Annotated in this window: 20 protein-coding genes; 2 read left to right on the top strand and 18 right to left on the bottom strand. The window is 43.3% G+C overall.

Going from position 1 to position 26,307, the window contains the following annotated elements; genetic code table 11:
• The first annotated feature begins 198 nt into the window (after positions 1-198).
• The gene (locus RM556_RS07850) at positions 199-4,440 is read left to right on the top strand and encodes a response regulator (protein WP_311374341.1); all 4,242 of its coding nucleotides are present in this window, start codon (positions 199-201) and stop codon (positions 4,438-4,440) included.
• Positions 4,441-4,549: 109 nt separating this feature from the next.
• A complete protein-coding gene (locus RM556_RS07845; RefSeq protein ID WP_311374340.1) occupies positions 4,550-4,984 on the top strand; it encodes a hypothetical protein in 435 nt (144 codons plus the stop codon).
• Positions 4,985-5,096: 112 nt separating this feature from the next.
• On the opposite strand, the gene fliJ is transcribed toward RM556_RS07845, so the two are convergent.
• The 18 genes from fliJ to RM556_RS07755 all read right to left on the bottom strand — a co-directional run bounded on the left by fliJ (position 5,097) and on the right by RM556_RS07755 (position 26,306).
• The gene (gene fliJ / locus RM556_RS07840) at positions 5,097-5,549 is read right to left on the bottom strand and encodes a flagellar export protein FliJ (protein ID WP_311361613.1); all 453 of its coding nucleotides are present in this window, start codon (positions 5,547-5,549) and stop codon (positions 5,097-5,099) included.
• A gap of 7 nt (positions 5,550-5,556) precedes the next feature.
• Positions 5,557-6,927: a flagellar protein export ATPase FliI gene (fliI, locus tag RM556_RS07835; RefSeq protein WP_311374339.1), complete on the bottom strand. Its 1,371-nt coding sequence runs from the start codon at positions 6,925-6,927 to the stop codon at positions 5,557-5,559.
• Positions 6,905-7,720, bottom strand: coding sequence for a flagellar assembly protein FliH (fliH, locus tag RM556_RS07830; RefSeq protein WP_311361611.1), 816 nt, complete (start codon positions 7,718-7,720; stop codon positions 6,905-6,907). The genes fliI and fliH overlap by 23 nt, the downstream gene beginning before the upstream one ends.
• Complete coding sequence (fliG, locus tag RM556_RS07825; protein WP_311361610.1) at positions 7,720-8,760, bottom strand: flagellar motor switch protein FliG; 1,041 nt, start codon at positions 8,758-8,760, stop codon at positions 7,720-7,722. The genes fliH and fliG overlap by 1 nt, the downstream gene beginning before the upstream one ends.
• A gap of 12 nt (positions 8,761-8,772) precedes the next feature.
• Positions 8,773-10,467, bottom strand: a complete 1,695-nt coding sequence (fliF, locus tag RM556_RS07820; RefSeq protein ID WP_311361609.1) for a flagellar basal-body MS-ring/collar protein FliF — start codon at positions 10,465-10,467, stop codon at positions 8,773-8,775.
• An 11-nt stretch (positions 10,468-10,478) separates the two neighbouring features.
• A complete protein-coding gene (gene fliE, locus RM556_RS07815; RefSeq protein WP_311361608.1) occupies positions 10,479-10,817 on the bottom strand; it encodes a flagellar hook-basal body complex protein FliE in 339 nt (112 codons plus the stop codon).
• Between the two features lie 250 nt (positions 10,818-11,067).
• A complete protein-coding gene (locus RM556_RS07810; protein ID WP_311361607.1) occupies positions 11,068-12,435 on the bottom strand; it encodes a sigma-54 dependent transcriptional regulator in 1,368 nt (455 codons plus the stop codon).
• Positions 12,432-13,670 carry a HAMP domain-containing sensor histidine kinase gene (locus tag RM556_RS07805; protein WP_311374338.1) on the bottom strand — a complete coding sequence of 413 codons (1,239 nt, stop codon included), beginning with the start codon at positions 13,668-13,670 and terminating at the stop codon, positions 12,432-12,434. Before RM556_RS07805 ends, RM556_RS07810 begins: the two co-directional genes overlap by 4 nt.
• 168 nt (positions 13,671-13,838) lie before the next feature.
• Positions 13,839-15,272 (bottom strand): sigma-54 dependent transcriptional regulator, encoded by a 1,434-nt coding sequence (locus RM556_RS07800; protein WP_311361605.1) that lies wholly within the window; start codon positions 15,270-15,272, stop codon positions 13,839-13,841.
• A gap of 199 nt (positions 15,273-15,471) precedes the next feature.
• Entirely contained in the window at positions 15,472-16,272 is an 801-nt protein-coding gene (locus RM556_RS07795) for a flagellin (protein ID WP_311374337.1), read from the bottom strand.
• A gap of 175 nt (positions 16,273-16,447) precedes the next feature.
• Complete coding sequence (locus RM556_RS07790) at positions 16,448-17,299, bottom strand: pirin family protein (RefSeq protein ID WP_311361603.1); 852 nt, start codon at positions 17,297-17,299, stop codon at positions 16,448-16,450.
• 87 nt (positions 17,300-17,386) lie between these two features.
• Positions 17,387-18,328, bottom strand: coding sequence for a LicD family protein (locus tag RM556_RS07785; RefSeq protein ID WP_311374336.1), 942 nt, complete (start codon positions 18,326-18,328; stop codon positions 17,387-17,389).
• Complete coding sequence (locus RM556_RS07780; protein WP_311374335.1) at positions 18,325-19,464, bottom strand: phosphonoacetaldehyde reductase; 1,140 nt, start codon at positions 19,462-19,464, stop codon at positions 18,325-18,327. The genes RM556_RS07785 and RM556_RS07780 overlap by 4 nt, the downstream gene beginning before the upstream one ends.
• 74 nt (positions 19,465-19,538) lie before the next feature.
• Positions 19,539-20,675, bottom strand: a complete 1,137-nt coding sequence (gene aepY, locus RM556_RS07775) for a phosphonopyruvate decarboxylase (protein ID WP_311374334.1) — start codon at positions 20,673-20,675, stop codon at positions 19,539-19,541.
• Positions 20,675-21,979 (bottom strand): phosphoenolpyruvate mutase, encoded by a 1,305-nt coding sequence (gene aepX / locus RM556_RS07770; RefSeq protein WP_311361599.1) that lies wholly within the window; start codon positions 21,977-21,979, stop codon positions 20,675-20,677. Before aepX ends, aepY begins: the two co-directional genes overlap by 1 nt.
• Before the next feature lie 247 nt (positions 21,980-22,226).
• Complete coding sequence (locus RM556_RS07765) at positions 22,227-23,600, bottom strand: acyl-CoA reductase (RefSeq protein ID WP_311374333.1); 1,374 nt, start codon at positions 23,598-23,600, stop codon at positions 22,227-22,229.
• On the bottom strand, positions 23,593-24,741 hold the full coding sequence (locus RM556_RS07760) for an acyl-protein synthetase (RefSeq protein WP_311374332.1): 1,149 nt from the start codon (positions 24,739-24,741) through the stop codon (positions 23,593-23,595). Before RM556_RS07760 ends, RM556_RS07765 begins: the two co-directional genes overlap by 8 nt.
• Positions 24,738-26,306 carry an AMP-binding protein gene (locus RM556_RS07755; protein ID WP_311374331.1) on the bottom strand — a complete coding sequence of 523 codons (1,569 nt, stop codon included), beginning with the start codon at positions 26,304-26,306 and terminating at the stop codon, positions 24,738-24,740. Before RM556_RS07755 ends, RM556_RS07760 begins: the two co-directional genes overlap by 4 nt.
• Position 26,307: the final 1 nt, after the last annotated feature.

Genomic DNA, 26,307 nt, shown 5'->3' with positions numbered 1-26,307 from the left:
GAATTTGCAAAGGCCGTACCAACAGTAAAAAAACGGTCAAGCAAGTATTCACTTCGCCTTGGTTCTTATTCATGAATTGCGCTACACTGCTCGGAGGGAATAAAGTGCTGAGGCACTTGCTTCAAACTAGGTCCATCCGGCTGTCTCTATAAGGCTATTTACTGTGTTAGGCCAAACAGATAAGGAAAATTATTACGCATGTTTTTAGCTCCAAGCGACAGATTCATGAAGGTAATTCACGACACAGCTTTAGTCGGGCTTTCATTTTTCATCTTTCTATTCTTGCATTTTGTCGCTCATGCCAATGAATCTGGAATGCAGGCTCAGGAACAGCAGTATCAATTTGTGGGCCAACCTTTAATTACGGTATATCCTCCAAATGAACATGGTGGGCATAACCAAAACTGGACGTCCATTCAGGATAAAAAAGGATTTATTTATGTTGGACACACAAGCGGCATTTCAATGTGGGACGGGAGTTCTTGGAGCAACATTTCGACTCCTCATGCAACACCAGTAAGAGAAATAGCTGAGTGGCAAGGAGAGCTTTATCTGGGCACAACCAACGATATAGCCAAAGTGTCGATAAGTGCAGCAGGTAAGCTGAAGTATACAAGCCTGCTTGCTCAATATCTCCCGAACATTGAGGAATTTGGTGAAATATGGTCGACACGTAGCAATGAACATGGTGTCCTATTTGTTTCCAGTCAATTTACTTTCTTCTATGACGGCAAAAAATTGCGAATAGTGGAAGGGGCAATTTCAAGTAAACACTTCATTTTCAATATTGATAATGAGTTTTGGTATAAAGCGAAAAATGACCAGCATATCAATAAGATCACGACACACGTTGAACAAGACAATATCATCCTGAATCATCAGACTTTGCCTTATACACTAAGCTCAGAATCGCGTGTTACGCAAATACTACAAGATAAAAATCAAAAGATAGTATTCGTGACTGAGTCACATGGTGTTTATCGACTAGAAGATACTGACTTACTTCAAGTGCTCAACCCAAGTGATTTCCCAAAGGATACACAGCTGTATCGCGCTATTTTCTCTTCCGATGGCTACTTTTACATCACAACGGTCTATCACGGCCTGTTTGTGCTTGATGAAAATCTGCATTTCCTCAGGAACTACATAGAGTCTGATATCAGTATGAATACGGTTTTTTCTGCGCAGGAGGACCGCCAAGGCAATATCTGGTTAACGGGTATACCGAATATTATTAAGATGACACCTGCGCATATTATTAGTCAGTTTAAAATTGGCAATCGCTCTACTGAGATCCTCAGGCTAAAAGAGACAAGTCGAGGCATTTTAGCCGCAGGAAACGGTATATTTAAGTTAAGCGCTAGCGCCAATAAGCTTCTCAGCCCTCAGTTTCTGCCACTGAGCGATAATCAAGAAAGTAGTGTGGACATTATCGAATTCAAGGATGCATTAGTGCACGCAAAATGGAGTGGAATATTTGAGCTCGAGGTCAATAAACAGAGCCCTTCACATATTGAGCAACACAGTTCAACTGCACTAAACTATGATGCTCGAAATACACTTAATGATATTTTAAGCACTAGGCAAGGAAAGCAGCTTGTTGCCGCCGGTCTGGGACGAATCATGCAAATAGACCCATTGAGTGGCAAACTCATCGCAAGTAGCTCAGACGGCGCATTCATGTTAGATAAAACAAAAAATGGTGTATGGCAAAAACAAGCAATTCCTGGCACTAATGATCAGCTTATCAGCCTCCAAATTGATGAGAGCGGCACCTTGTTCATGGGGACTGCGACAGGAGAGCTTTATTATCTTGAGCAAGTTGGTCTGTTAGGAGATAAAGCCGAGCTTATTAAGCTAACCGAGCAGGACGGTTTGTTTGCCGGCCCTGTAGAGCTTTTCAATATTGATAACACTATTATTATTAGTAGTGGCGGGGAGTTGTTCTCATTCGACGGTAACGTACTACAGCGCTATCGCTCAAGCCTTTTCACTGACCAGTGGCTATCAGACAACGAAGCTATCGACAAAATTGTCCAATCAGGCGCTTTGAGTGACGGCATAGTGGGGCAAAATGAACGAATTTGGTATCGTAAAAATGGTAAGAGCGGCTATTTTGAAAGGCAAGACAACAACCAAGATCTGAGTTTAGATAATTGGCTAGAAAAAAGTATCATATTTGATTTCGTGCCAGATGGTGGTTTTAGTGACCTGTTTATAACGAAAGACGGTGTACTTTGGTTTATTAGAGATAAAGGCGAAGTCTATCGTGTGAATATTGCTAAAGCCGAGCAGCTTCCTAACATAGCAAGTGTGCATATTCGCAGTATTAATAGAAGCGGGGAACATCTCGATTTCGAAAAAGTCGCTTTGCAAGAACGCTTTTTAAGCTTATTACCAGAACAGACTAATTTACGCTTTTCATACACTTCCAGTGACCACTATTCAGCAAAACCAATCTTGTATCGCACAAGAATGGCAAAGATAAATGATCTCAGTGCCACCGAGCCGACATACAGCGCAAGCCCAACATGGTCCAAGTGGTCTCTCGAGACCTACCGTGACTTTAATGAATTATCGCCAGCCAGCTATTTATTCGAAGTGGAGGCCAAAGATGCATTTGGTAGGGTCACCAAAACCGAATATCCATTGCTGGTGCTTGCACCTTGGTACGCAACTCCTTTCGCTATTGCTATATTCACATTTCTAGTCATTAGCCTCTTTGTACTCTTTGCTTACTTAGTTCAAAAGTGGCGCTTAGCGCAGTTACGTGAAAAAAACAGATTCTTAGAAAGTATCGTTAAAGAGCGCACTGCAGACGTAAACCAAAAAGTCGAGCAACTCAAGCATCAGCAAATTTTGAAAGACAGGTTTTTCAGCAATGTCTCGCACGAGTTTAGGACGCCTCTGACCCTAACTATTGGCCCTTTGGAGGAAATCGTTAGCGAACACAAAGCGGAGATATCAAAAGACGTGCAGTATTTAGCAACGACCGCTTTGAACAATGCGAGTAAAATGCTTGCTTTAGTTGGTCAAGTTCTCGACCTAAATAGACTAGAGGCTGGAAAGTTGCCCATCAGAGTGGCACAACATGATATTTCGATGCTCTTGCGCAGTTTGCAAGAGCGTTTTGACTTGTGGGCCAAACAACATCATCAAACACTCACTACGTCGAACTGTGAAGAGCCCCTATTATTGTGGTTCGATATTGATCAAATTGAAAAGTGTGTATCAAATTTACTTTCAAATGCGATTAAGTACGCAGGTGAACATTGTGAAATTAATATTGATTTACAAATAGACTCACGACACCGCAAAGCAGTTATTAGCGTCATAGATAACGGAAAAGGGATCAGCGAGGAAGCACGAGATAAAGTGTTCGAGCGATTTTATCAGGATAAATCCTCGGAACAGCATACTGAACCGGGCACTGGTATTGGGCTAGCATTGGTGAAGGAAATTATGCATTTGCACCAAGGAGAAGTGCGCTTAGTGGATAAACAAGAGCCTGGTTGTTGCTTTACCTTGGAGCTGCAACTAGGCAATGCGCATTTTTCAAGTGAGCAGATTATCGAACCAATCGATATTCACTTGCACGAAGCCACCGGTGCAAACGCAAATCAGACTAAAACAACTGTTCCAGCATCGCTTGAATCAGGCCCGTTCTCACAACCTAAACCTAAAGACACAAGTGAAGACAGAACAACGCTGCTTGTTGTTGATGATAACGACGAACTACTAAATTTTATTAGTTTACGCTTGTCTGCTTCTTACCGTATTTTGCAAGCGAAAAACGGTAAGGATGCCCTGAAGCTTATTCAACACACTTTGCCCGACTTGATCATTTCTGATGTAAGCATGCCGGTTATGGATGGTTTGCAATTAACGGAATCGGTAAAGAAGAATCCAGAAACTCAAACTATACCAGTCATACTATTGACTGCAAAAGCAACGAAGCGAGAGACAGTGGAAGGCTTTGCTGTTGGCGCTGATGATTACTTGACTAAACCCTTTGATACATCTGAGTTAGTCATGCGGGTGAATGCACAAATCAATGCACGCAAACAAGTCCGTGATTCTTTACCAATAAGCTATTCAAGCAAACCGGCGCAAAACACACATAACGCCTTCCAAGAAAAAGTACAGTTAGAAATTAATCAACAATTGGCATCCCCTTCTTTTAATGTTGAATCTCTTGCAGCAAGTTTATTTATGTCCAGAGACACACTCATTCGAAAATGTAAAAAAGAGTTTGGAGAAACGCCTCTCAACTTAATTGTGATGCACAGAATGCAAAAGGCACATGACTTATTAAATCAACATACCTTGTCAATTTCAGAGGTAGCCTATGCCTGCGGTTTTGAAAGCTTGGCTTATTTCTCTCGCAGTTTTAAAAAGCATTTTGGCATAAGCCCTTCTCAGTCAAATAAGATCTCTTAAGTTATCTTGGTACGCATAAAAACCGAGCTACGCATTGAAATTTGCAACAAATTGTCAAATTGTTGCAACAATATTGAAATGAAGATCAGCTACTTTAGGATACTCTTAAGTGGTATTGAATATACCGGATCGCCATCAGAAGCGAGATGGTCACGGAATGAAGTTGAGCGAGTCTATTAAAGTAGATACTGCTCGAATAATGAAAGAGGGACTTCCAATGAGAAGCGATATATTTTATGTAAACAACATCTTGCTCGCTATCTTACTTTGCACTTGTATGCTCTTTATGGCGAATCCAGCTGAAGCCAAGGATAATGAGCTTCAGTTAGAGATGTTTTCCACAAATGCAGCCCTCATTAACAGTGAGCAAACTTACCAAGGCGTGAACAACAGCAATCAAGGCACTACCGATGAAGGTTTAAGTGACGCACAATTCGAAATCCACGAAACTTGGTTTTATGTCATGGGTCTTATTATTTTAGTGCTAGCCTTGAAGGCTAAAGATGGTAGCGAAAAAAACGAAGCAGATAGAGATGACAATTAGTTAGGGTGATATGGATTAACGCCGATCGACATTACTGGGAGCACATATATTCCTGTACACCTTAGCCTGATCATGGGTGAGTATCTGCCCGATTAAGCGTCATTTTTGACGTTTAATTAGAATGCAGTGCTTTGCGAACAAACTTTTGCATCGCCAGTTCATCGAACATCTCTTGTTCTCTGCGGTTTTCTAGCACTTGTGCTTGTTGATGCTTATTGGTGATGAGTAGCTCAATAGCCTTTCGGCGTTTTTGCTGGGCTAACCACTGTCGCTTTCTTTGATCAGCCACTAAAGTTGCTTGACTGATAAACTGCATCTGTTGACCGCAGGCGCGATCCAGCTTTCCAACGAATGATTGGTGTTGGTGTAACTCTTTCATCTCAACGCCCGATTGGCCTTTTTGCTGAATTAGGCGCAAGTAGTCGAGTCGATATTGCTCTAAGCCTGATAGTTTTTGTTTATTCTCTTCTAAATTTCGTGCAGCTTGTTGATAGTCTTGGGCGAACTTTTGCTCTTTCTTCGTTTCAAGATCAGCAACAAGTTGTAATTGCTTTAAATTACTCACACATCACCTACCGCTGATTTTGCTGGGCTTGTTGCCCATGCGCAGATGCTGCGTTCAAACCTTGACTCAAGGTCGCCATTGATTCGATGCAATCTTGGAAAGGAATGACTTGTCCCATCGATTGTTGTAAAAAAGCGTTGATTGCAGGTTCGGCCGCAATTGATAAATCAATACGGTTGTCTGACCCTCTTGCGTATGCACCGATGCTGATTAAATCTTTGTTTTGTTGATAGGTGGAATAAACCTGCTTGATATTGCGTGCCTGAAGCACATGCTCTTCATCAACAACTTGAGGCATTACACGACTAATCGACGCTTCTATATCAATAGCTGGATAGTGCCCTGACTCAGCTAATTTACGCGACAATACAACGTGTCCGTCCAGAATCGCCCGGGCAGAATCAGCAATCGGATCCTGTAGGTCATCGCCTTCTGTTAGTACCGTGTAAAACGCAGTGATAGAACCTTGCAACTCAGTGCCATTCCCTGCCCGTTCAACTAGTGCAGGTAATTTAGCAAAGACGGATGGTGGATATCCTTTCGTTGCTGGCGGTTCACCAACAGCCAAAGCAATTTCTCGCTGTGCCATTGCATAACGTGTTAAGGAATCAATGAGCAATAATACATTCTTGCCTTGATCACGGAAGTACTCAGCAACAGTGACTGCAGCTTCGCACCCTTTTAAACGCATGAGCGGTGAAGTATCTGCAGGTGCTGCTATTACGACCGCTTTTTCACGCTCTTCTTCGCTCAAAATGTCTTGAATGAATTCTTTTACTTCTCGACCACGTTCACCTATCAAACCCACTACAACAACATCAGCACTTGTACCTCGAGTCATCATACCCATAAGCACACTTTTACCCACACCGCTGCCTGCGAACAAACCCATTCGTTGTCCTTTTCCGACAGTCAATACGGTATTAATGGCTCTTACACCAACATCAAGTGGCTCTTTTACTGGTTTGCGTACAAGAGGATTAATCGGGGGGGGCGTCAATGATGCGCTCGCATCACAACCTAAGGGTCCTTTTCCATCTAATGGCTCACCATTGGCATCGATAACACGACCTAATAATGAGTCCCCCACAGGCAAACCACTGTCTTTTGATAAGGGTTTTACACGAGATCCTGGTACGATCCCTTTAACGGATTCACTCGGCATTAAGTAGGTAATGTCACCAGAAAAACCAACAACCTCGGCTTCAATCTCACCTGCGCTAGTTTGCACTAGGCAACGACCACCGACGGGAACTTGGCACCCTACCGCTTCTAATGTTAGCCCTACACCACGCACTAACTTCCCAGAAGAAATAGGTGTTGGCGTTGGGACTTGTTCTTGTAATTGTTTTATTTTATCCAGCATTGCGAGGGTCATGATTCACTCCCTGTGCAGATAAAAATTGATTGAATACTTCTTTACTGCGACGTTCAATGGACATATCAACGGCGTTATTCACCGTAGTAATTTCACAACCACCGCGCTCCATGCTCGGGTTTTCAATCAGTTGCCAATGATTGTCTTGAATTGTTTGTTCACCAAAATGCCCTTTCACCATTGCTAAATCGATAGGATTCATTTGGAATTGATATTGGCTTTCTTGAATGGGAAGTACTTTTATACCTTCGCTAATTGCTGCCAGTAACACGTCATTCTGGGTTTGGACTTCAACACCAATTACCGCTTTTGCTAGCTTTGAGGCTAAAATCACTAGCTCTTGTTCTAGGTCTAAGTTCACCTGCGCCAAAGGTTTGGCAGCTTGCTCTATGATGTTTTGCCAGCTGCGAGCCAGTTCGTCAATTTGTTGTTGTCCCGACTCCATTCCTTGTGCAAGGCCTTGTTCTTTGCCCTCACTCATACCGGCTTCGAAACCCGCTTCCTTACCTTCAGTAAAACCGGCTTCATAGCCTTCTTCTTTACCTGAGGCTAAACCCTCTTCATAGGCAGATTGACGAATAGCTTCAATATCTTGGGCGGTTAAGGGTTTTACTTCTTCTTCAATTTCTGGCGGTTCATATTTCCATTCGCGGCTTCGATTTAAAGCATTTGTTTCTGTGCTTTTAACTCTGGGATCAACCGTAGGTAAATCCCAGGCTTGTGCATCGTCTTGCATTGCTTGACTCAAAGGTCGATAGGATTGAGTGCTCCCTTTACTACTAGAAATAGTCATTAAACGAACTCTTCACCACCGCCACCACCGAGCATCACTTCACCAGCATCAGCTAAGCGTCGTGCAATGGAGAGAATTTCTTTTTGAGCTGTTTCGACTTCACTCAGGCGAACAGGACCCATGGCTTCAAGATCATCCAAAAGCATCTCAGCGGCTCGTTTAGACATGTTGCCAGTAATTTTGTTACGTAACTCTTCATCAGCGCCTTTGATTGCTTTCATTAAGCTTTCTTGCTGTGTTTCACGCAAGATAGCCTGAATACCGCGGTCATCAACATCAATGAGGTTGTCGAACACGAACATCAGATCTTGAATCTGCTGACTCATTTCTTCGTCCTGCTCTCTAATCGCATCCATCAACTGACCTTCAATGTTGGTATCGAGGTAGTTCATAATATTTGCAGCTGACTTCAAGCCGCCCATTTTGGCTGCTTGTGCACCGGCTTGACCGGCAAATTGTTTTTCCATGATCTCATTCAACTCTTGTAGTGCCGCCGGTTGTACTTCTTCCAAGTTGGCAACACGCATTAATAGGTCTAAACGTACTTTCTCAGGGAACTGCGCTAATATCTCGGCTGACTGTTCAGGCTCTAAATATGACATCACGATTGTTTGAATTTGAGGATGCTCATTTCGGATGATCGTAGCGACTTGTTTCGAGTCCATCCATTTTAGAGACTCAAGGCCTTTCGCTCCGCTACCTGTCATAATTTGATCAAGTAGATGCGCGGCCTTATCTTCGCCTAGTGCGGAAATCAATGCACGTTTTACGAAGTCTTGGCTCTTGAAGCCAATAGTCGAGTAATTCTGAATTTCATCAATAAAGTGCGTATGCACTGCAGTAATCTTGTCCTGCGTCATATCGTCCATCGCTGCCATTGCTGCACCGAGTACTTGGACCTGCTTGGGTTCCATGAACTTTAAAATTTGGGCAGCATCTTCTTCAGATAAACTTAACAATAGAATGGATGCTTTTTCAACGCCGTCTAATTTGTTGACGTCGTAGAGCGGTTTTTCTTCTTCAATTTGATCATCAGCCATCTTTTCTATTCCTTATTCGTCTTGTAACAACCAACCGCGCACTACTTGCGCTGATAATTCAGGCTCGTTCGCAACTAAGGCTCGTACTGCTTTCAGTACATCTTCATCTTTACGCAGGTTTGGCAGCATCAATGAACCATCTGCAGCAAAACCGACTTGTGTTTCGTCGAATTCATCGCTTAGCATCGCGATAGGATCATCACCTAAGTCTAGATCAGATTCATCAAATTCGTCATCAGCAATATTATTCTCTGGGAAGATAAGTTTCATCAACATTGGGCGAACCACAAAGAAGATGAGAACAATAATGACTAAGGCACCCAATACTAACTTTAAGATTGGCATAAAGCGCTCTTGTTCCCACAGTGGCTTTTCTTCAATCGCACCCAAATCAATTCGATTGAATGGAATGCTAACCACCTCTAAAGAGTCTCCGCGAGTCACATCAAAACCAATACCGCCTTGCAACAAGCGACGAATATTTAACAGTTCCTCTTGGCTTTTAGGTGTCATTGATACGGTACCATCCTCAGCTGTAGCTGAAGTATAGTCCACAGCCACAGAAACACTAAGGCGACGAATTACACCGCTTTGCTTTTTAGTGTGGCTGATCGTTGTATCTAATTCGTAGTTACGGGTTGATTCTTTACTGTTACTTCCTGGGACAGGAGCACCGTTAGCACCACCACCCGCATTTTCTGGGATGTTGGCATCTAATGGCGGTTGATTCGAGAGAGCCCCGGGAATGCCCGCAATTACGTTGCCAACATTGTTTTGTTCTGAAATCATTTCGCTGCGCACAGCGGGCAAGTCTGGATTATAGCGACGTTGAGTTTGCTCAGTCGCAGTAAAGTCCATGGTAACATCGGCTTGTGCTGTATAATTACCCAAACCTAATACAGGGATCAGAATAGAGTCTATCTTTTCCATATATTCTGATTCACGTTTTTTCTCTAACTCATATTCTTTTCTGGCAGCCGATGCACCTGCATCTTGTGATCCCGAATTCAATAAACGCCCATTGTTATCGGTGACGGTGACTCTACTAGGCTCCATGCCTTGCACAGCGCTGGCCACAATATCAACAATAGAGTCAACTTCTTCTCCCGAAATCACATTGCCACGGCGAGCGGTTACCACAACCGTTGCGCTTGCCTTTTTCTCTCTGCGGGCAAACACGTTCTCTTTGGGTAAAGCAAGCAACACTCTGGCTCTACCGATACCATTCATGTCTTCAATTGTACGTGCAATCTGTTGTTCGCGAGCATGCTTCAAACGCTCCATTTCAACGCGCTGACTCACACCAAAGCCCATATCTTGCATGATAATATCAGTGCCTTGGGACGCTTCATTACTAATACCGTTGCGCGCCATGCCGAACTTCACATCTTTAAATTGTGACTCAACGACATAAACTGTATTGCCTTCTAGCTTGTACTGAATTTCGTTTTGGTCGAGATAATCAAGCGTTTCAATCAGCTCTTGAGTAGGCATTTGAGCCAAAGGACGGTAAGTCGGCTCTTTTGACCACAAAAACACGAAAAAGGCGATGGCGATACAAATCACTAAGGTAACAACCAAGGTAATTTGTCTAACCATCTCAGTAGTACCCAACTGGTCTACCAAACTGGGTTTTGACTCTACTGCATCATCTCCGTTATCAAGATTATCGGATAGTGCGAGTTCTGTACTTGCTGCTTCAGCCACGACTTAGTTCCTTAAACCGGCATATTCATAATAGTTTTGTAGGCTTCAAGTACTTTGTTACGTACTTGCATGGTTGCTTCAAAAGCAATACCCGCCTTTTCTTTGGCAATCATGACATCAGCTAGACTGAGGTCGGGGTTGCCCATATCAAATGACTTTTGCATTTCACGAGAGGTCGCCTGCATATCGTTCACATTGTTTACTGCTTGACTCAACATATCTGAGAATTGCGCACCTGAAGTATTTCCCAAGCCCGCTGGCATACCAGATTGAATAGGTGACTGAATAGGTTTGATATCCCCCATCATTGCCTGCATTTCCTGATAAATTGAGTTTGCTTTAATGTCCATCACAATGCCTCTTGTGTCATTATTTTGAATTTCTGCGGCCTAATACCGACGATTGATGTGGATTTTGCAATAACAGTGCCAACTTCATGAACTAGCTTGTAGCGCAATACAGGCAAGGCTTTAGTGATATATTTGGGATAAGAAAGTGAGTGACAAAAAAATGCCGCTAAAGGCTAGCGGCATAATAGGGATGACATCCTGTCTTTACTGCTTACAAACAAGCATTGGGAAATCGTACTTAAAAATGGACTTAGTTCGGAACCTCAATACCAGAATCACGCATTCTTGCTAACTTATAGCGCAACGTTCTTGGGCTTATGCCCAGCTTTTCTGCAACGTCTTTACGCTTGCCATTAAAAGCTTGTAAAGCATCCAGAATGATCTGATGTTCTTGATAACGAAGTTCTGACCCTAATAAATTGTTATCGACAGCGTCGGTATTTTCTTCAGTCTCAGCATTAAAATGTGTACTTGTGGTACGTTCTACGTTGTTCGTCGCTTCAATCATCAAGTCGTCGCTGTCTATATTGCCCTCTTCAGACAAAATTAATGCGCGTTGAATAACGTTTTCTAGCTCACGAACATTGCCCGGCCACGTATGCTGCATCAGCTTATGTTGGGCCGCCATAGTAATATCGGGCACCACGATGCCTTGCGCAGAAGCATGACGCTGAATCATATGTTTCGCCAATGGGATGATATCGCCAATACGCTGACTGAGTGGCTGCCAAGTGATAGGGAACACATTCAATCGATAGTATAAATCTTCTCTAAACTTCCCTTCATCTACTGCAAGTTTTAGATCGCGATTACTCGTCGCTATAACCCTCACATTTAAGGAAATCGTTTTTCTACCGCCTAAGCGCTCAACTTCGCGCTCTTGTAGAACACGCAGTAATTTAGCTTGTAAAGCTAAGTCCATCTCAGTAATTTCATCTAACAACAAGGTGCCTTCTTGCGCCTGTTCGAACTTACCAGGACAAGCTTGAACCGCACCTGTAAACGCACCTTTTTCATAGCCAAACAGCGTGGCTTCTAGCATGTTTTCTGGAATTGCAGCACAATTGATGGCAACAAATGGAGATGAATTACGACGACTTTGATCATGGATGTAGCGCGATAACACTTCTTTACCTGAACCACTTGGTCCTAGCACCATCACAGTGGCATCGGATTTGGCGACTTTGCGCGCCAGCTCTAGCATACGAATACTTGATGGATCTGCCACAATCGGTGTTGTAGATTCAACTTTCTGTGCCGGCGCATAACGCCCAACTAAGTTCAATAATACTTCAGGAGCGAATGGTTTCGATAAGTAATCGGTTGCACCATCGCGCATTGCCTGAATTGCATCGTCAATATTTGCAAATGCAGTCATCAACAACATGGGTAATTTAGGGTATTTTGCTTTCACACTCTTTAACAACGACAGGCCGCTCATGCCACCCATCTGAATATCGCTCACCACCAAATCAAACGACGCACTGCCCAGTTTGACCATCGCATTTTCAGCTGAATCAACCGGTGTGACCTGATAACCTCCAAGCATGAGTGTATCAACTAGGGCTTCTCTCAAGCCATGGTCGTCTTCAACAATGAGAATTTTGGTTTTACTCATATCGCGGCTCCATATTCAATTTTCTTGGTTTGAGGGGTGATTGTTACGGCTTTGCTCGCACTGCTTAAACAAGGAATCATGAGGGTAAAACAAGCGCCTTTGTGTTGATTATTTTCAGCTCTGATAAAACCTTTGTGAGACTTTGCCACAGATTTCACCACCGCTAGTCCAAGGCCTGTGCCTTGAGATTTTGTTGTAAAGAACGGTTCGAATATTCTATCGATCTGCTCACTAGATAAACCACAACCTTGATCTTTAACCTTAATGCGAATGTAGTTTACGTCGTCTTCATTGACTACATCACAGTTCACATGGATTACATCACCCTCTTTAGATACTTGAATGGCATTGTGCAGTAGGTTACTGATAGCGCCAGTTAATGCAGTTTCATTCCCCATCAATTCAGCATCTAGTGGTTTATCATCCAATTTGAGGTGGATTGATTTAGTGCCAAGCAGGGCATCTACCGCTTCAACGCTATTCACCATGACTTGATACAAGGTAAGTGGCGCTACGATTTGTTGCTCGCCGCTTTTCGCAAATAGAAGCATGTCATTCACTTGGCTTTCTAGGTCTTTCAACCGGTTCTGCAAGTTCGTGGTGAAACGGTCAGCCATATCGTTATTTAGATTGAGTGAACGTAAATTGGCTGCATATAGCATGGCAGAAGATAATGGCGTACGCACTTGATGTGCAAGTGAGGCTACCATTTTTCCGAGCGATGAAAGTCGTTGTAAGTGACTGATGCGGCTTTGTAGTTCGCGCGTTTCAGTTAAATCAGTAATCACAATCAGTTGCCCCTTCTCTTCAACCAAAGGCGTAATTGATAATTTTACTTTTCGGCCGTCTCGCAACGAAACCTCATGACCATCATCCGCTTGTGGCTTAAACGAGCGATGTATAATCTCTCGCCACAACTCTTTCTCTAAGGGCTCACCCAACAGTTCAACAGCTTGCTGATTGGCTTGCTTAATTCGTCCAAACTGGTCTAGCACGATGACGCCAGCAGGCATCACTTCTAATAAGTGGTTAAGACGTTTTGCTTTATTCTGCAACTCTTCTACAGAGTCTTTCTCATCATGTTCCTTTACTTCAACGCGCGCTTGCGTGCCTACTCTAATTAGCGAGCTTGGCTTTTCAAGGCTGACAGGCTGAAACACGGTACTATCATTCATACCAACGGAAAATGGATTTTGTGGTTCAATGACAAAATAACTCTGATTAAATTGCGACATAATACTTTTCTTACCTCAACTACGGTTATGCCGAGATAATGCATGAGCCATGCCAAATTTTAATCAATTGATTTTGTTAGTTTTTATTGGTTTTCAAGCCAAAAAAAAAGCCTTTTTGAACGTCAAGAAAATGACAAAGGCTTTTTATTATTTATTTTTTAACACCGCTTATTGGCGGCTAATTTCATATTTCCGCATTTTTTCGACCAGCGTGGTTCTGCGCATTCCTAGTTGATCAGCAGCTCTTGCAACTACCCAATCTTGCTGTTCTAGTGCTTGTGTGATCAAGTTGATCTCTAAGTCAGAGAGATACTCTTTCAAATTCACCCCGTCAGAAGGTAACGCAGTGCTCAACATGCCACTTTGCGACAACTCGCCTTCTGGATCCTGTTGCGATACGAACAGTTCGTTCAAGGCTTCTCTTTCCTGCTGTTCTTCACTCAAAGAGCTGACAGGTTTTGGAATATCGCCGTACTGGTATTTAACAGGAAGATCATTCACGCCCACTACTTTTGTAGGATACAAAATAGCGAGACGCTCAACTAAATTCGATAGCTCACGTACGTTACCTGGCCACTGATGTGCCATTAATGAGCGCAGTGCTTCATCGTTAAAACGTACAATATTTTCATTGTCATTTTCTAAGCGATGGGCCAACTCTTGTAAAAGCAAAGGAATGTCCTGGCCTCGTTCACGTAGCGCTGGACTTTCTATTGGGAATACGTTTAAGCGGTAGTACAAATCTTCCCTAAACTTTCCGTCGTTAATCATAGTTTCAAGGTGACGGTGAGTTGCTGCGACAATACGTACATCGCACTTCATTGTCTTTGTGCCACCGACGCGCTCAAAAATTCTTTCTTGCAAAACACGAAGTAATTTTACCTGCATCTGCAACGGCATATCACCAATTTCATCAAGGAAAAGTGTGCCACCTTCCGCAAGTTCAAAACGACCTTTTCGAGACCCTATTGCACCAGTAAATGCACCTTTCTCATGCCCAAACAATTCACTTTCAAGCAGTTCACCTGGAATCGCGCCGCAATTAACAGGAATGAATGGGCCTTTTTGCCTTTTCGACATGTAATGAATGTTACGCGCGATAACTTCTTTACCTGTGCCTGATTCGCCTAAAATGAGCACATTGGCTTCGGTCGGGGCCACTTGCTCTATTAGAGCTCGCACCTCTTTTATACCATCGCTATTACCGACTAAACTTCGAAATAGTCTGGTTTTTCCGCTTGTAGAGCCAAGCGATGGTGTGTTTAATCGTCGAAAGTCTTGGCACTTGTTTAACAATTCAGTCAGTGCTGGCATGGTGACCGGTTCAAATAGTGAACCCATCATATTTTTGAAAGAAGTTTCTGCGCTAAGTTGAAAACCAATATTGACGAATGGAATGGATTGAAATTTTTCGATAACGTCTTCGGCTAATTCAGGTACCTCACCGTCTATCAGCACAGCGAGTAAGTTAGGTTTGCTCTCAATCGTTTTTAAACAATGATTATATTCACTATGACTGCAAGCCTCACCCATAAAAGTCAGTATCACATTCAGATTATTTTTACGAACTTCATTGTCGCTGATAATCAGAATTTCCTTCATCTCTACCTCAATTGAGTTTCAAACAATATGCGCTATAAAATTTGGGGCATAGGTGTATTCATCGATAACCTAAACTTCTGTACCCAGAATAATATACTCACATGGTATCTGATAACCAAGGGATTACCATAAAAAAAAGCGGCTAAGCCGCTTTTTTTATTCATAAATGTCGCAAAATGCGCGTTTTCGATTTCATCGTTTATGAAAGTAAGGCTAAAACTTGACCTTGTTGTTGATTTGACTGTGCTTGGACTGACAAAGAGGCTTGCCCCTGGACTTGTGCCGCAGCTAACTCGCTAGTCGCTTGCGCAAAATCTAAGTCTTGTAAACGGCTTTGAGCAGCTTGTGTATTAATCGATGATTCACTCAATACTCTCGCGGCGCTCGCGAACTGATTTTGAGTTGCCCCTAAGTCACCTCTAAAGCTGCCAATAGTCTCTAGGGACGCATCCGCAATATCTAGAGCCTGTTGGCGAGATTCAGCATCTGTTACATCGATACTCAATAAACCACTGATCGAATCAGTCACATTGTTGGTTTCAACGTTAATATTCGCCCCCGCAGAATCACCTACCAGAAATTTAATGTCTTGGTCACCACTTAACAACGGCTTACCCGCGAAGTTAGTTTGTTCTACCGTTAAGGCAATATTCTCTTGTAGCTGTGAGATTTCGCTCTGCAGTGCTTGGCGATCAGAGTCGTTCAGAGCGCCATTGCCCGCTTGCACTGTTAGCTCACGAATACGATTAGCGTCTTCATTAATGTTAGCTAAACCAGACTCGGCAACTTGAGCAAGTGAGATACCATCGTAAGCATTCGCAATAGCTTGACGACTACCCTCAGTTTGGGACGTAAGACGATCGATGATTAACTGCGCCGCCGCGTCGTCTGAAGCCTTATTCACTTGTTTTCCAGAAGCAAGCTTTTCAAGTAGGCTTGATTGCTTGTCTTGGACTTGTTGCAATAAACCTAAGTTACTTGCACCGTCTAATTTGATCATATTACTTCTCCTCTCGTAAAGCTGTGTCACGCTGACAAACATTACTCCACATCAGGTTATCGGCGGTGGCAAAGAGAACTTTAGTAATTATTTTCATTTTTTTACAATTTAAAAATAACACACTGAAAATGCTTAACTTTTATTTGAGCTTTTGATCTTTGCTGTATGAACATTTTCAAAAAGGAATGAATTCTTTGTTGTCGTCAGGAATGTCAGGAAACCTTCTTTCTCTCCAATCATCTACCGCTTGGTCGATACGGTCTTTGTTAAAAGACACAAAATTCCACTTCAGGTAGGGTGTCTTTTCAAATTTCTGCCCACCTAACATCACTACTCGCCCAGGCGCCAAGAAAGAGAAGCCCATGTCTTGCTCTTCAAACAACACAAACTGTCCCGCACCATACTCAGTGCCAGCGACGGAAATTTTGCCTGATATGACATAAACCGCGGCTTCTTGTGTCGGGTTTGGTCTTTCAATATTCGAACCTGCGCAGGCTGCGATATCAAGGTAGAACATCGGTGAGTAAGTTTTTACGGGGCTGCTAAGGCCAAAAGCTTCGCCGACAACAAGACGCATCATTACATCTTCAAAAATAATTTGCGGTAATTGCTGCTTTTTCACATGAATAAAAGAAGGCTCTAATTCAGCCATTTCTTCTGGTAATGCTATCCAGCATTGCAAGCCATCTATTGCATGAGGATTGGCTCTTACTTCGAAGGTCTCTCTTTCTGAATGCACTATGCCTTTGCCAGCGGTCATCCAATTAACGTCGCCAGGTAGTATTTCCAAGTGATTGCCAAGAGAGTCTCTATGTAAAATACCGCCTTCAAACAGATAGGTTAAGGTTGAAAGGCCAATATGTGGGTGGGGTCTTACGTTAATACCTTGCCCAGCTTTAAACTGAGTAGGGCCCATGTGATCAAAGAAAATAAAAGGGCCGACCATTTTCTTTTCGAAATGAGGTAACACGCGTTTTACGGTTAAACCACCTAAGTCATGCTCTTTTGCGATGAGTTCTTTTGCCACGTTCTGTGCTCGAGTATATTGTCATTAGCACTATACTGGCAGAATGCCTTTGCTTTTAAAACAAGAAAAAATAAAAGCGTCGCTATACTAGGGTTTTAAATTCTCAACACTTATGCCTGCGGCTTTGACTTCCTCAAAACTCACACTTTGGATATGTGCATAGTCATCAAACTGAATATCTTTCACTGGTGTCTGCCAATCACCATATTGGAAGGTCAGGTAAGCGAGGTGGTCTTTGGGTACTAAAATCTCTTGCCCTCGCCACTCGATGCTATCGGCACCTGCAAAGTGATGTTCCGGCGCGTACCACATGCCAATACTAGGCAAGTGTAGTGAACGTCCATCTACATTCTCACGAAAGCTGACGGAAGACGTGAAAGACTTATACGTTTCGTTATGCTCGGTATTCTCTGAGAACTCCAATAATAGTGATGTGCAAACACCATCATTTCTAGTGACTTTTCTGATGGACCAAATTAGCGGATGAGTGCTGTCTTCAATAAACGTTCTGAGTATTTGCTCAATTTCAAGCTCACTACCTACAGGCGCAGCAAAATCGACATCGTCATCCCATGGAATAATATCGCCATCGCGAACAATGCCCAATAAGGTACCAAAATCTACTACCAATTCAGCTCCCGCTTTACTACCTAAGCGACTCAAACCTAGAATAATTTCTCGGGCTAAATTCGCACTATTCTGGTTTTCAAAGGGATAGGGCTTTTTCAATTGGTTTTTTTTCGGTACGACAATTTTGCTTATCGCCACTTTCTCATCATCTCGCAATTGTATTTTAACTTCTTCTGCCCATTGCGTCGTAATAACAACCTCATCAAAATCTAGCTCGTGCAAGGCCTTGGGCAGGTAAACGGGTAAGCCTTCGTAATACGTGCCATTCTTATCCGGGTTATTATCGAGAAAGGCAATAAAGTCTCGCTTTGCGCGGCAATTAGCAATGAAGTTGACAGCCCCAGGACCGGCGCCAAACAAAATAGTTTTAATTTTTTTCTGGCTACTTTCTTTACTCATGATTGTTCTTCAACCTTGTTTTGCGATGCGTTAACGATTTCGCCTAGCATTTCACGATTGTAGGATGCAACAAAATTCCCTGCGCGACTGGGGTCCAGATTAAAATCAATTGACTCTACTATCGATTGACGTTGTGTGTACTGCTCCAAGTAGCTGGGCAAATCTAAGCTATCGAGAAGCGCACAGACCTTGTTAGCTAGTGCTTCTGGCAAATGCAAAGTTTCGTGGCGGTAATGCTTAATAATGGCAGACAAGGTAAAGCTACACGCTAAACCATGCGGCACACCGAAACTTAATGTAATGGGATATGACATCGCATGCGCCAACGCCGTTTTGGTAGTTGCAATAGCTTGCCCAGCAAAACAGGCTGCTTGCTGAAGTTTCGCTCTTGCTTGTAAAACCTCATCTTCATTAGCGCTATTTAAGGCAGTGGGTAAGGCGTCCAAAATCAGTGGAATGGCTTTTAATGCAAACGCTGCGCTCGTGTCATTGCGATTATTATTCCAAAGCGACTCTAAGGCGTGACTTAAGGCATCAAGCGCCCCATATAATGTTTCTTCATGTGGCAAACTGCTCGTTACCGCGGGATTGAGCAAAGCATATGTCGGTGCGACGTTCATCACGCTGTATTTTTTATGACTTAATGTATCCCAAACCGTCGCAAACGGCGTCACTTCAGCTCCCGTGCCAGACGTAGTAGGAACGGCAATGAGAGGAATACACTGAGCGTCCGATTGCAGCAAGGCATCGAAGTTCACGCTGGGCTGCTCTAACCATCGACTGAGCACTTTTGCACTATCTAGGACGCTGCCGCCACCAACAGCAATGATAAATGCTGGCTTTGAACTGACACTGTGGGCAGTCTGCTTTGAATGGGCATCGACAAAGTTTTGCAAAGCCATTTGTTCTGGATTTGGTGTGACGTCAAAGTAGCGATCGATCTGCACTCCTTCGAAATCATGCTCGAGACCGTCGATGAGGTGTTTTGTTAATCCCCTTTTCACGAAACCAGCGGAACTTACAATCAGGACTCGCACCCCTTTATTTAAAGGTAAGTTGTTGTTGAGTTCAATGAGCAATTGGCTGAGAGAAGCGTTCAGCGTTTCGGTTTCGATGATAGTTGTTTTGTTTATCATTTCACTCTCTTAGACTTCTCTTTTTACTCGGATGTTCGCGAGCTTGTATTGAGCATGTTGATTACGGCTTTTACTTATTGCTTTGCTTTCGCCATAAAAGCCATCTTATTGGCGACAGGTGTTTCAGTGGGTCGCCCCAAATCATCTCTTGAACCCGGTTTAACTGAAATTTCGAGCAGATTTGGTCCAGACTTTACACCCACAAATTGCGCAATGCTAGCTTGAATATCTTCCGATTTACTTACCTTCGCAGAGTGAACGTAAGCACAGGAAGAGGCAATACTTGGAATATCTAATGTATTAGCAACGGTCGCTTGACCTCCTACCGATTCATGACACCCATTGTTAAGCAGGATATGCAGCAAGTTCTTTACCTTATGTGCACCGATAATTGGCATTGCGCCCATATGCATTAATAATGCGCCATCACCGTCAATGACAACAACTTGCCTGTCCGGTGAGCCCAGTGCAGCCCCCATGGCGATTGAGGAGGCATGCCCCATCGCTCCGACAGTCAGAAAGTCGGCACAAACATCACCTTGAGCTTTGCGTAATTCAAATAACTCTCGGCTCGTTTTACCTGTTGTCGAAATGACCAGTGCCTCTTTTGGAAGCGCTGTTAATACTGTCGATAGTGCTTGCTCTCGCAACATCAGTTCGTCTTGACCTAATGACGCTTCTGTAGATGCAGTCTTAGCCGCTGACTTTGTAAAGACAGATTTTTTGACTAGCACTGCAACAGGTCGATTCTCTGCGTACATTTTTGCCAGTAATTCCGGCAGCTCATCTAAGGGGGATGTCTTATCCAGCACAACATAAGGAATGTCTAGCACGTCTAAAAGTTGTGTTGATATTGCCCCTTGCTTCACATGCTGTGGTTCATCTTTTACACCAGGCTCAGCTCGCCAACCGATGACCATTAACATAGGAATACTATAAACTTCTGGGTCGGCAAGTGACGTTAAAGGATTGACCGTGTTCCCCATTCCAGAGTTTTGCATATACACCATCGCAGCCTTTCCTGTGCTGAGGTGATAACCACTTGCCATAGCAATCGAGTTGCCCTCATTCGCGGTAATAATATGATTTGACGCCGATGTGTTTTGATCAATATGTTCGCACAGATTTTTTAATAATGAGTCAGGCACACCGCAATAGAAATCTATGCCCTGCTCCTGCAGTAAATCGCAAAATTCACTCGGTGCAATCATTACTTCGTCCCCGGGATCAATTCTAAGATTTGTTTAATCGGCATCATATTTTTGTCAACTTCCGCTGAGCGACCGTGTTGCAGAATACTTTGCGCTGTGGATACCATTGCTGGATAGGCGCTGCGCAAGAGTTGATTAGCATATATCACTACATTCACGCCGGCAGCTTGCAACTCAGATTCATAAATACTGTTGTAACTAGAAGGCACTGCAATGAGGTATTTCTTATTCGGCAACGCCGCATACTTTTCGCAAAAGGTCAGAATTTCGTCTGGTGACTTTTCACGGCTGTGGATCATAATGCCGTCGGCTCCTGCTTCAAGGAAAGCTTCGGCACGTTCAATAGCATGATCAATTCCCTGCCCGCAAATTAAGCTTTCGATGCGTGCAATAATCATAAAGTCATCGGTTGCTTGAGCGCGTTTTCCGGCTTGAATTTTCAAACTGAAATTTTCGATACTGTCTTGGGTTTGTTCAACATCAGTACCAAACAAAGAGTTTTTCTTCAAACCTGTTTTGTCTTCGATAATGACAGCCGACACTCCCAAGCGCTCGAGTGTTTTTACTGTAAATACAAAGTGCTCTGTTTTACCGCCAGTATCGCCATCATAAATAATCGGCTTTGTTGTTACCTCTAGTACTTCGTTTAAGGTACTCATACGAGAAGATACATCCACTGCCTCAATGTCTGGTTTACCTTTTGCCGTGGAGTCAGTCAAGCTACTACCCCACATACCATCAAACTCTTCAATACGCCCTTCGATCTCAACTTTGGTATTTTCAATGATCAGGCCAGACAAGGCGTTATGAATATCAAGGAAGCGCACGAGAGGTTTGGCATTTAATAATCGACGTAAGGCTTTCAAGCGGATCTGAGGTGTTGTACCAAGATCTTTCATGGCTGCCTGCAATTGTGTTGAAGAAATACCTTGTGTGTAAGGCACTTCAACAAGCTCACCACCCCATTGAGCAAGGCAGTCGATAACTTGTTGACGGGTTTTTTGTTGAACCCCTTCTTTCCAGTCGTCGCCATGAACCACGTAGTCTGGTTTCACCGCATTTAAATTATCGCGATAATCCAAGGTATGTTGAGGGATGACATTACTCACACCCTTAATATTCTCTATCACCTGTTTGCGTTGCTCGAAGGTCATGAACGGAACTCGTTTGTAACTTGCTATCGCTTGGTCGGTTAGCAGGCCGACGGTGACGTCACCTAAATCAGCTGCTTTGTTCAATATATTGAGATGCCCAGGATGCACAAGGTCAGCGCTCATGCCGACATAAACTGTTTTATCGCTCATTGTAAATTGTTTACCTTTGTAGTTGAGGTTGTCGCCGATCTTATCTTCGTTGTGATGACATAAGGTTTGTCACGATATCGGCCAAATTATAAATTTGTTGACCTAATGATGGCGGCAAACCGGCGGTGTTATGAAATACGAAGCAAAATGAATGCCAGACACTGTCTATTTCTTCGTTTTTAAAGGTAGTTTTAGGTGTTTTTCGCGTGTTCTTTTGTCAACAAGGCACCAAGCTCTCGAAAGAAGCTTAGTTTTTTGCTAGTTGACGCAAAAGGTCGTAGCCGTCCCAATGAAAGCTGAAGTCCAAGGCTTCACCCAGTGCTTGCACACGATATTGCTCATGCTTTACACGCTGACCTAACAAATGATAGATGCTATCAGCAATCTTGGGGTTTATATCGTCTTCAATGGCAATCGATACCGTTTGTAGCTTATCTGGTAAACAATTCGCCAATTCATCGGCGACTATTTCAGTAGACGAGACAACTCTGACGTAAAACAAGCCATTACCTGAATGACGATCGAGAGCATCTTGGCTCAGTACATCTAGGGATATTGCACTGACTAAGTTTAATGCAATCAGGGCATCATCTGGGCAACATAATTGTCCAAGGGCCAAATTTTGCAGGGCTAATAGATGCTCATTAGTTCTACCAATATCAGGCCAGTCACCTTTATCAGCTTTCGCCATTTGCGCTAGCTTGGCAAACAATGCTTTTAGTGCTTTTCTCAATTCACTCTTGCTTGTCTCTTGCTGAATCACATAGAGGACACGTGGTGAGGAACATGCTTGTTGCTGAAAAGCCTGCGTATCACGCCACAGACGCTGCGCTATATTCTCAATAGAATGAGAAATTACATTATCTGAAACGATAGCGACCGAATATTTATCGGCGAAACTAAAGTCTTTTGTATGCGACTTAGTTGGTAGCGCTTGAATCTGCGCAACACTTGCATCACCACCCCACATCATTCGTGCATCGGCTTTCGCACATATGATTTGGCTTGCATCCGATAACTTGTCATAACTCACAAACACGTTTCGACTTGCTATCTCTTCGTATCTTGACTCAGCGAATAGCGCATTGATCAACTCTAGTAGTAATACTTTACTGACAGAGTCTTGGCTGGCCACTCGGACAATATTTAGGTTACCAATCAGTAACGAGGCAACCCAACTATAAATGAACATCGTATCAACGTTCGCTGGCGTAAAGTGCGCGACAAGGCCCAGTGCTTGCTGACTCTCAATGTGCTCTTCTCTTTTATTTTTGGCCGAGTCGATTTTCTTACTCAAATTTGATTTTCGTAACCAAAAGCCTAAAGCAATAAGTTCAGGGTATTCACGATATTGTGGATTTTTTAATAATTTCTTAGACAGGTCTTCAATGAAATGAAAGCTCAGAGAATAGAACGCAGGTAAAGGCTGAGTCTTTATAAAATCGCTTAACCATGTTTCAAGGCTATGTTTGTAGATATGAGCACTTTTCTTTGTACGAGCATGTGTATGAGCGCTATCATCAACAATAGCATTGCCAGACTGACTCGTCGGCAGAATAGGCAACGTTCTAACGAAGTCACCATTGACTTTGCAGGGGCATAAAAAGTGAATGTTATCCATGCGTGTCACTACACCCTCTCACCTCGACCTTCGGGATACGACCCAAAACTTCAAAGTATTTACCCTTCCAACCGCATGGGCAATCGTCTTCACCTAATATGCGGCCCATATCTTCAGTTAAAATAGCGTGTCCTGGATAAGAACTAGGTAAGGCTGAAAGTACCTCAATGATCCCCGTTTCTCCATGTTCGGCAAGACTCAAGTTATGTGGTCGGCGAATTAAGACCTCGGCCATGTTAGGCGCATGTAAGTGACCTAATGGACACTCAATGAATATGCTACCTACCTGCTCCGCCATACCATAAAAGTTATGCACTTGGCTGCCGGCTATCATGCTTTCGCATGCCTTTTTAAAGGTGGCATTGTCGACTTTTTCTGCTTCTAATTTTTTCCACCCACCGCTGTGAATTATCAGCGCTTTTTCAGCCGCGAATTGCCTTTTATCTTGCTTCGCTTGCTTGATCAAATATTGCCAAATCATAAAGGTAAAGCCAAAGATGAGAACAGGGCCTTTGCCATGTGCTGCAAAAAATGCCTCAATAGCCTGCCAGTTAGGGCTCATGTCTTCATTCAGAGCATAGGTATGTTTGCGCCCGAAAAAGGATAAACCTTGTATTCCTGCGGTTCTCGCACTGAAGCCTGCTCGGCCGCGCGCAACTGATTCACTGTCAATGACCAGCATCGGCAAACGTTGCTTACCCAGTATGGTTTGCATGATATTCACTAAGACTTTGGATTGCCGTGCACTGGTATCACGATCAAGTAGTATTCTTGCTGGTGTTTGGCCACTCGTCCCAGAAGAACTGAGTACTTTGAAAATAGCCTCTGATTCAATACTGCTCAGTTCATGCTGTTTGAATAGGCGAACGGCAAGCATAGGAATTGACGGCAACAATAGATCATTTTGCGAGTTTGACGAAAACGCGATAGCTTGATGAATATGCTTAAACGCAAGACATTGGGTTGTATGGTATTCATGCAAATCTTTGATCACGGCACCTAAGAGCTTATCTTTTGCAATTTTACTCAATGAAAAAGGCGCCGTTTCCAACAAGCTCTGAAAGCCTTGCAGGTAAGCTTCGTATGCCGTTTTTTTTGCTGGGTCTTCACTCGAAATATTGTCGGTGCTATCGAAACTCAAGACTGATCTCCTGCCTGTCCTGTCGCTGATCTGCTTGCTACCTGCTGACTTTGCAAACTGGCCAACAAAGCAGGGTAATCAACCTTCCCATTTGAGGTTAACGGGGTTTCATTGATGATGTGATATTTCATTGCGCTCGCATGAATGTTCAGGTTTCGCATATACTGCTTGAGCATATTCAAAATTAGCTCTATATCAGCGTCGCTCTGTTTTGCCACGCCGCTCACCACTACAGCAATGTGCAAACGTTTATCGTCACCGACACAAAATACATGTTCAATCATATTATGCAAGGTTTGCGAATCGGCACATCGTTGCAGAGCGCTTTGCAAAGAATTTTGCAAGGCATCTAAACTTAAACGCTCACCGAATAACTTAACAATGCGCTTACTTCTTCCGGTAATAAAAAAATCACCGTCATCATCTTCATAAGCAAGATCACCGGTGTACAGTATTGCAACTCCCGGCATTGACGCCAAGTCACGGCAGGAGTTTGCATAACCCAACATCACATTTTCACCTGTAAACACAAGCTCATCGCCTTCTACGCGAAGTCTGGTATTGGGTATCGCTTTGCCAATTGTCTCTGGTTTGGCCAAGAGTTTGATATGGTCAGCGTATGCCATTCTAGCTGTCGCTTCAGTTTGCCCATACATAACAAAAAATGACTTGTGATTATCGCTCGCGTAGCTTGCAAGCTGTTTCACCCTATCAGGGCTTAATTTGCCACCGGCTTGAGTAAAATATTTCAGACTGGGTAGCGCCATAGACGTAAACTTTAAGCGCAAGAGCATTTCATAACTATGCGGTACACCACCAAAACTCGTGACTGAATGTCGTTCAAATGTTTGCCAAAACTCTCTCTGCATTACTGAGAGTGAGGTCAAAACAATACTCGCTCCCACCGCTAAATGAGTATTAACGATAGATAAACCATAGGAATAATTGAAGGGTAAAGTGGTAATGGTCACGTCAGACTGTTCGATGGGTAAATAAGCACAAATACTGTCGCAATTAGCTTGCAGATTATCGTAAGAAAGGACCACTTGTTTACTCGTACCCGTGCTACCCGAGGTGCTGAGTAATAGCGCAATATTGTCTTGTATACTCGGCAACATAGTTTGCGTATCGCTATTATCTTTGGGACTTTGAGGATGCAAAGTATGAAACGTTTCTTCGTGTATCACCACTCGAATTTGATATGCACTGATCACGTCAAGCGGCTGCGTTTCTCTATTGTGTGCTTTATCAACATTTTTCTGATGCGTCTCAAGTTGTGCTTCGCTAATAAAAAGGATTGCGTAATTTTGTGACAGTAGCGCTAAATAATTCACTACGCTGGCTACTGAATTATCAGCAATCATGCCGACCAAGCGCTTGGGTGGTTGGTCTGCTTCTGAGCCATTCAAGCCCATATCGCTCATTGACTGCTCAACTGCGTTTTGAATCGCTAGCGCTCTCTCTTCAACCTGCTTTGCCAAACCGCTATAGCTGAGTTCTGCATCACCTTGAATCAAGGCAATACTATCACCAAACTGTTTTAGGTTTTGATAGAAGTAAGTCATC

This window comes from Alteromonas sp. W364 (assembly GCF_031846205.1).
Classification (GTDB): domain Bacteria; phylum Pseudomonadota; class Gammaproteobacteria; order Enterobacterales; family Alteromonadaceae; genus Glaciecola; species Glaciecola blandensis.
Note: the sequence above shows the minus strand (reverse complement) of the source record. Positions and strands in the feature narration are given on the sequence as shown.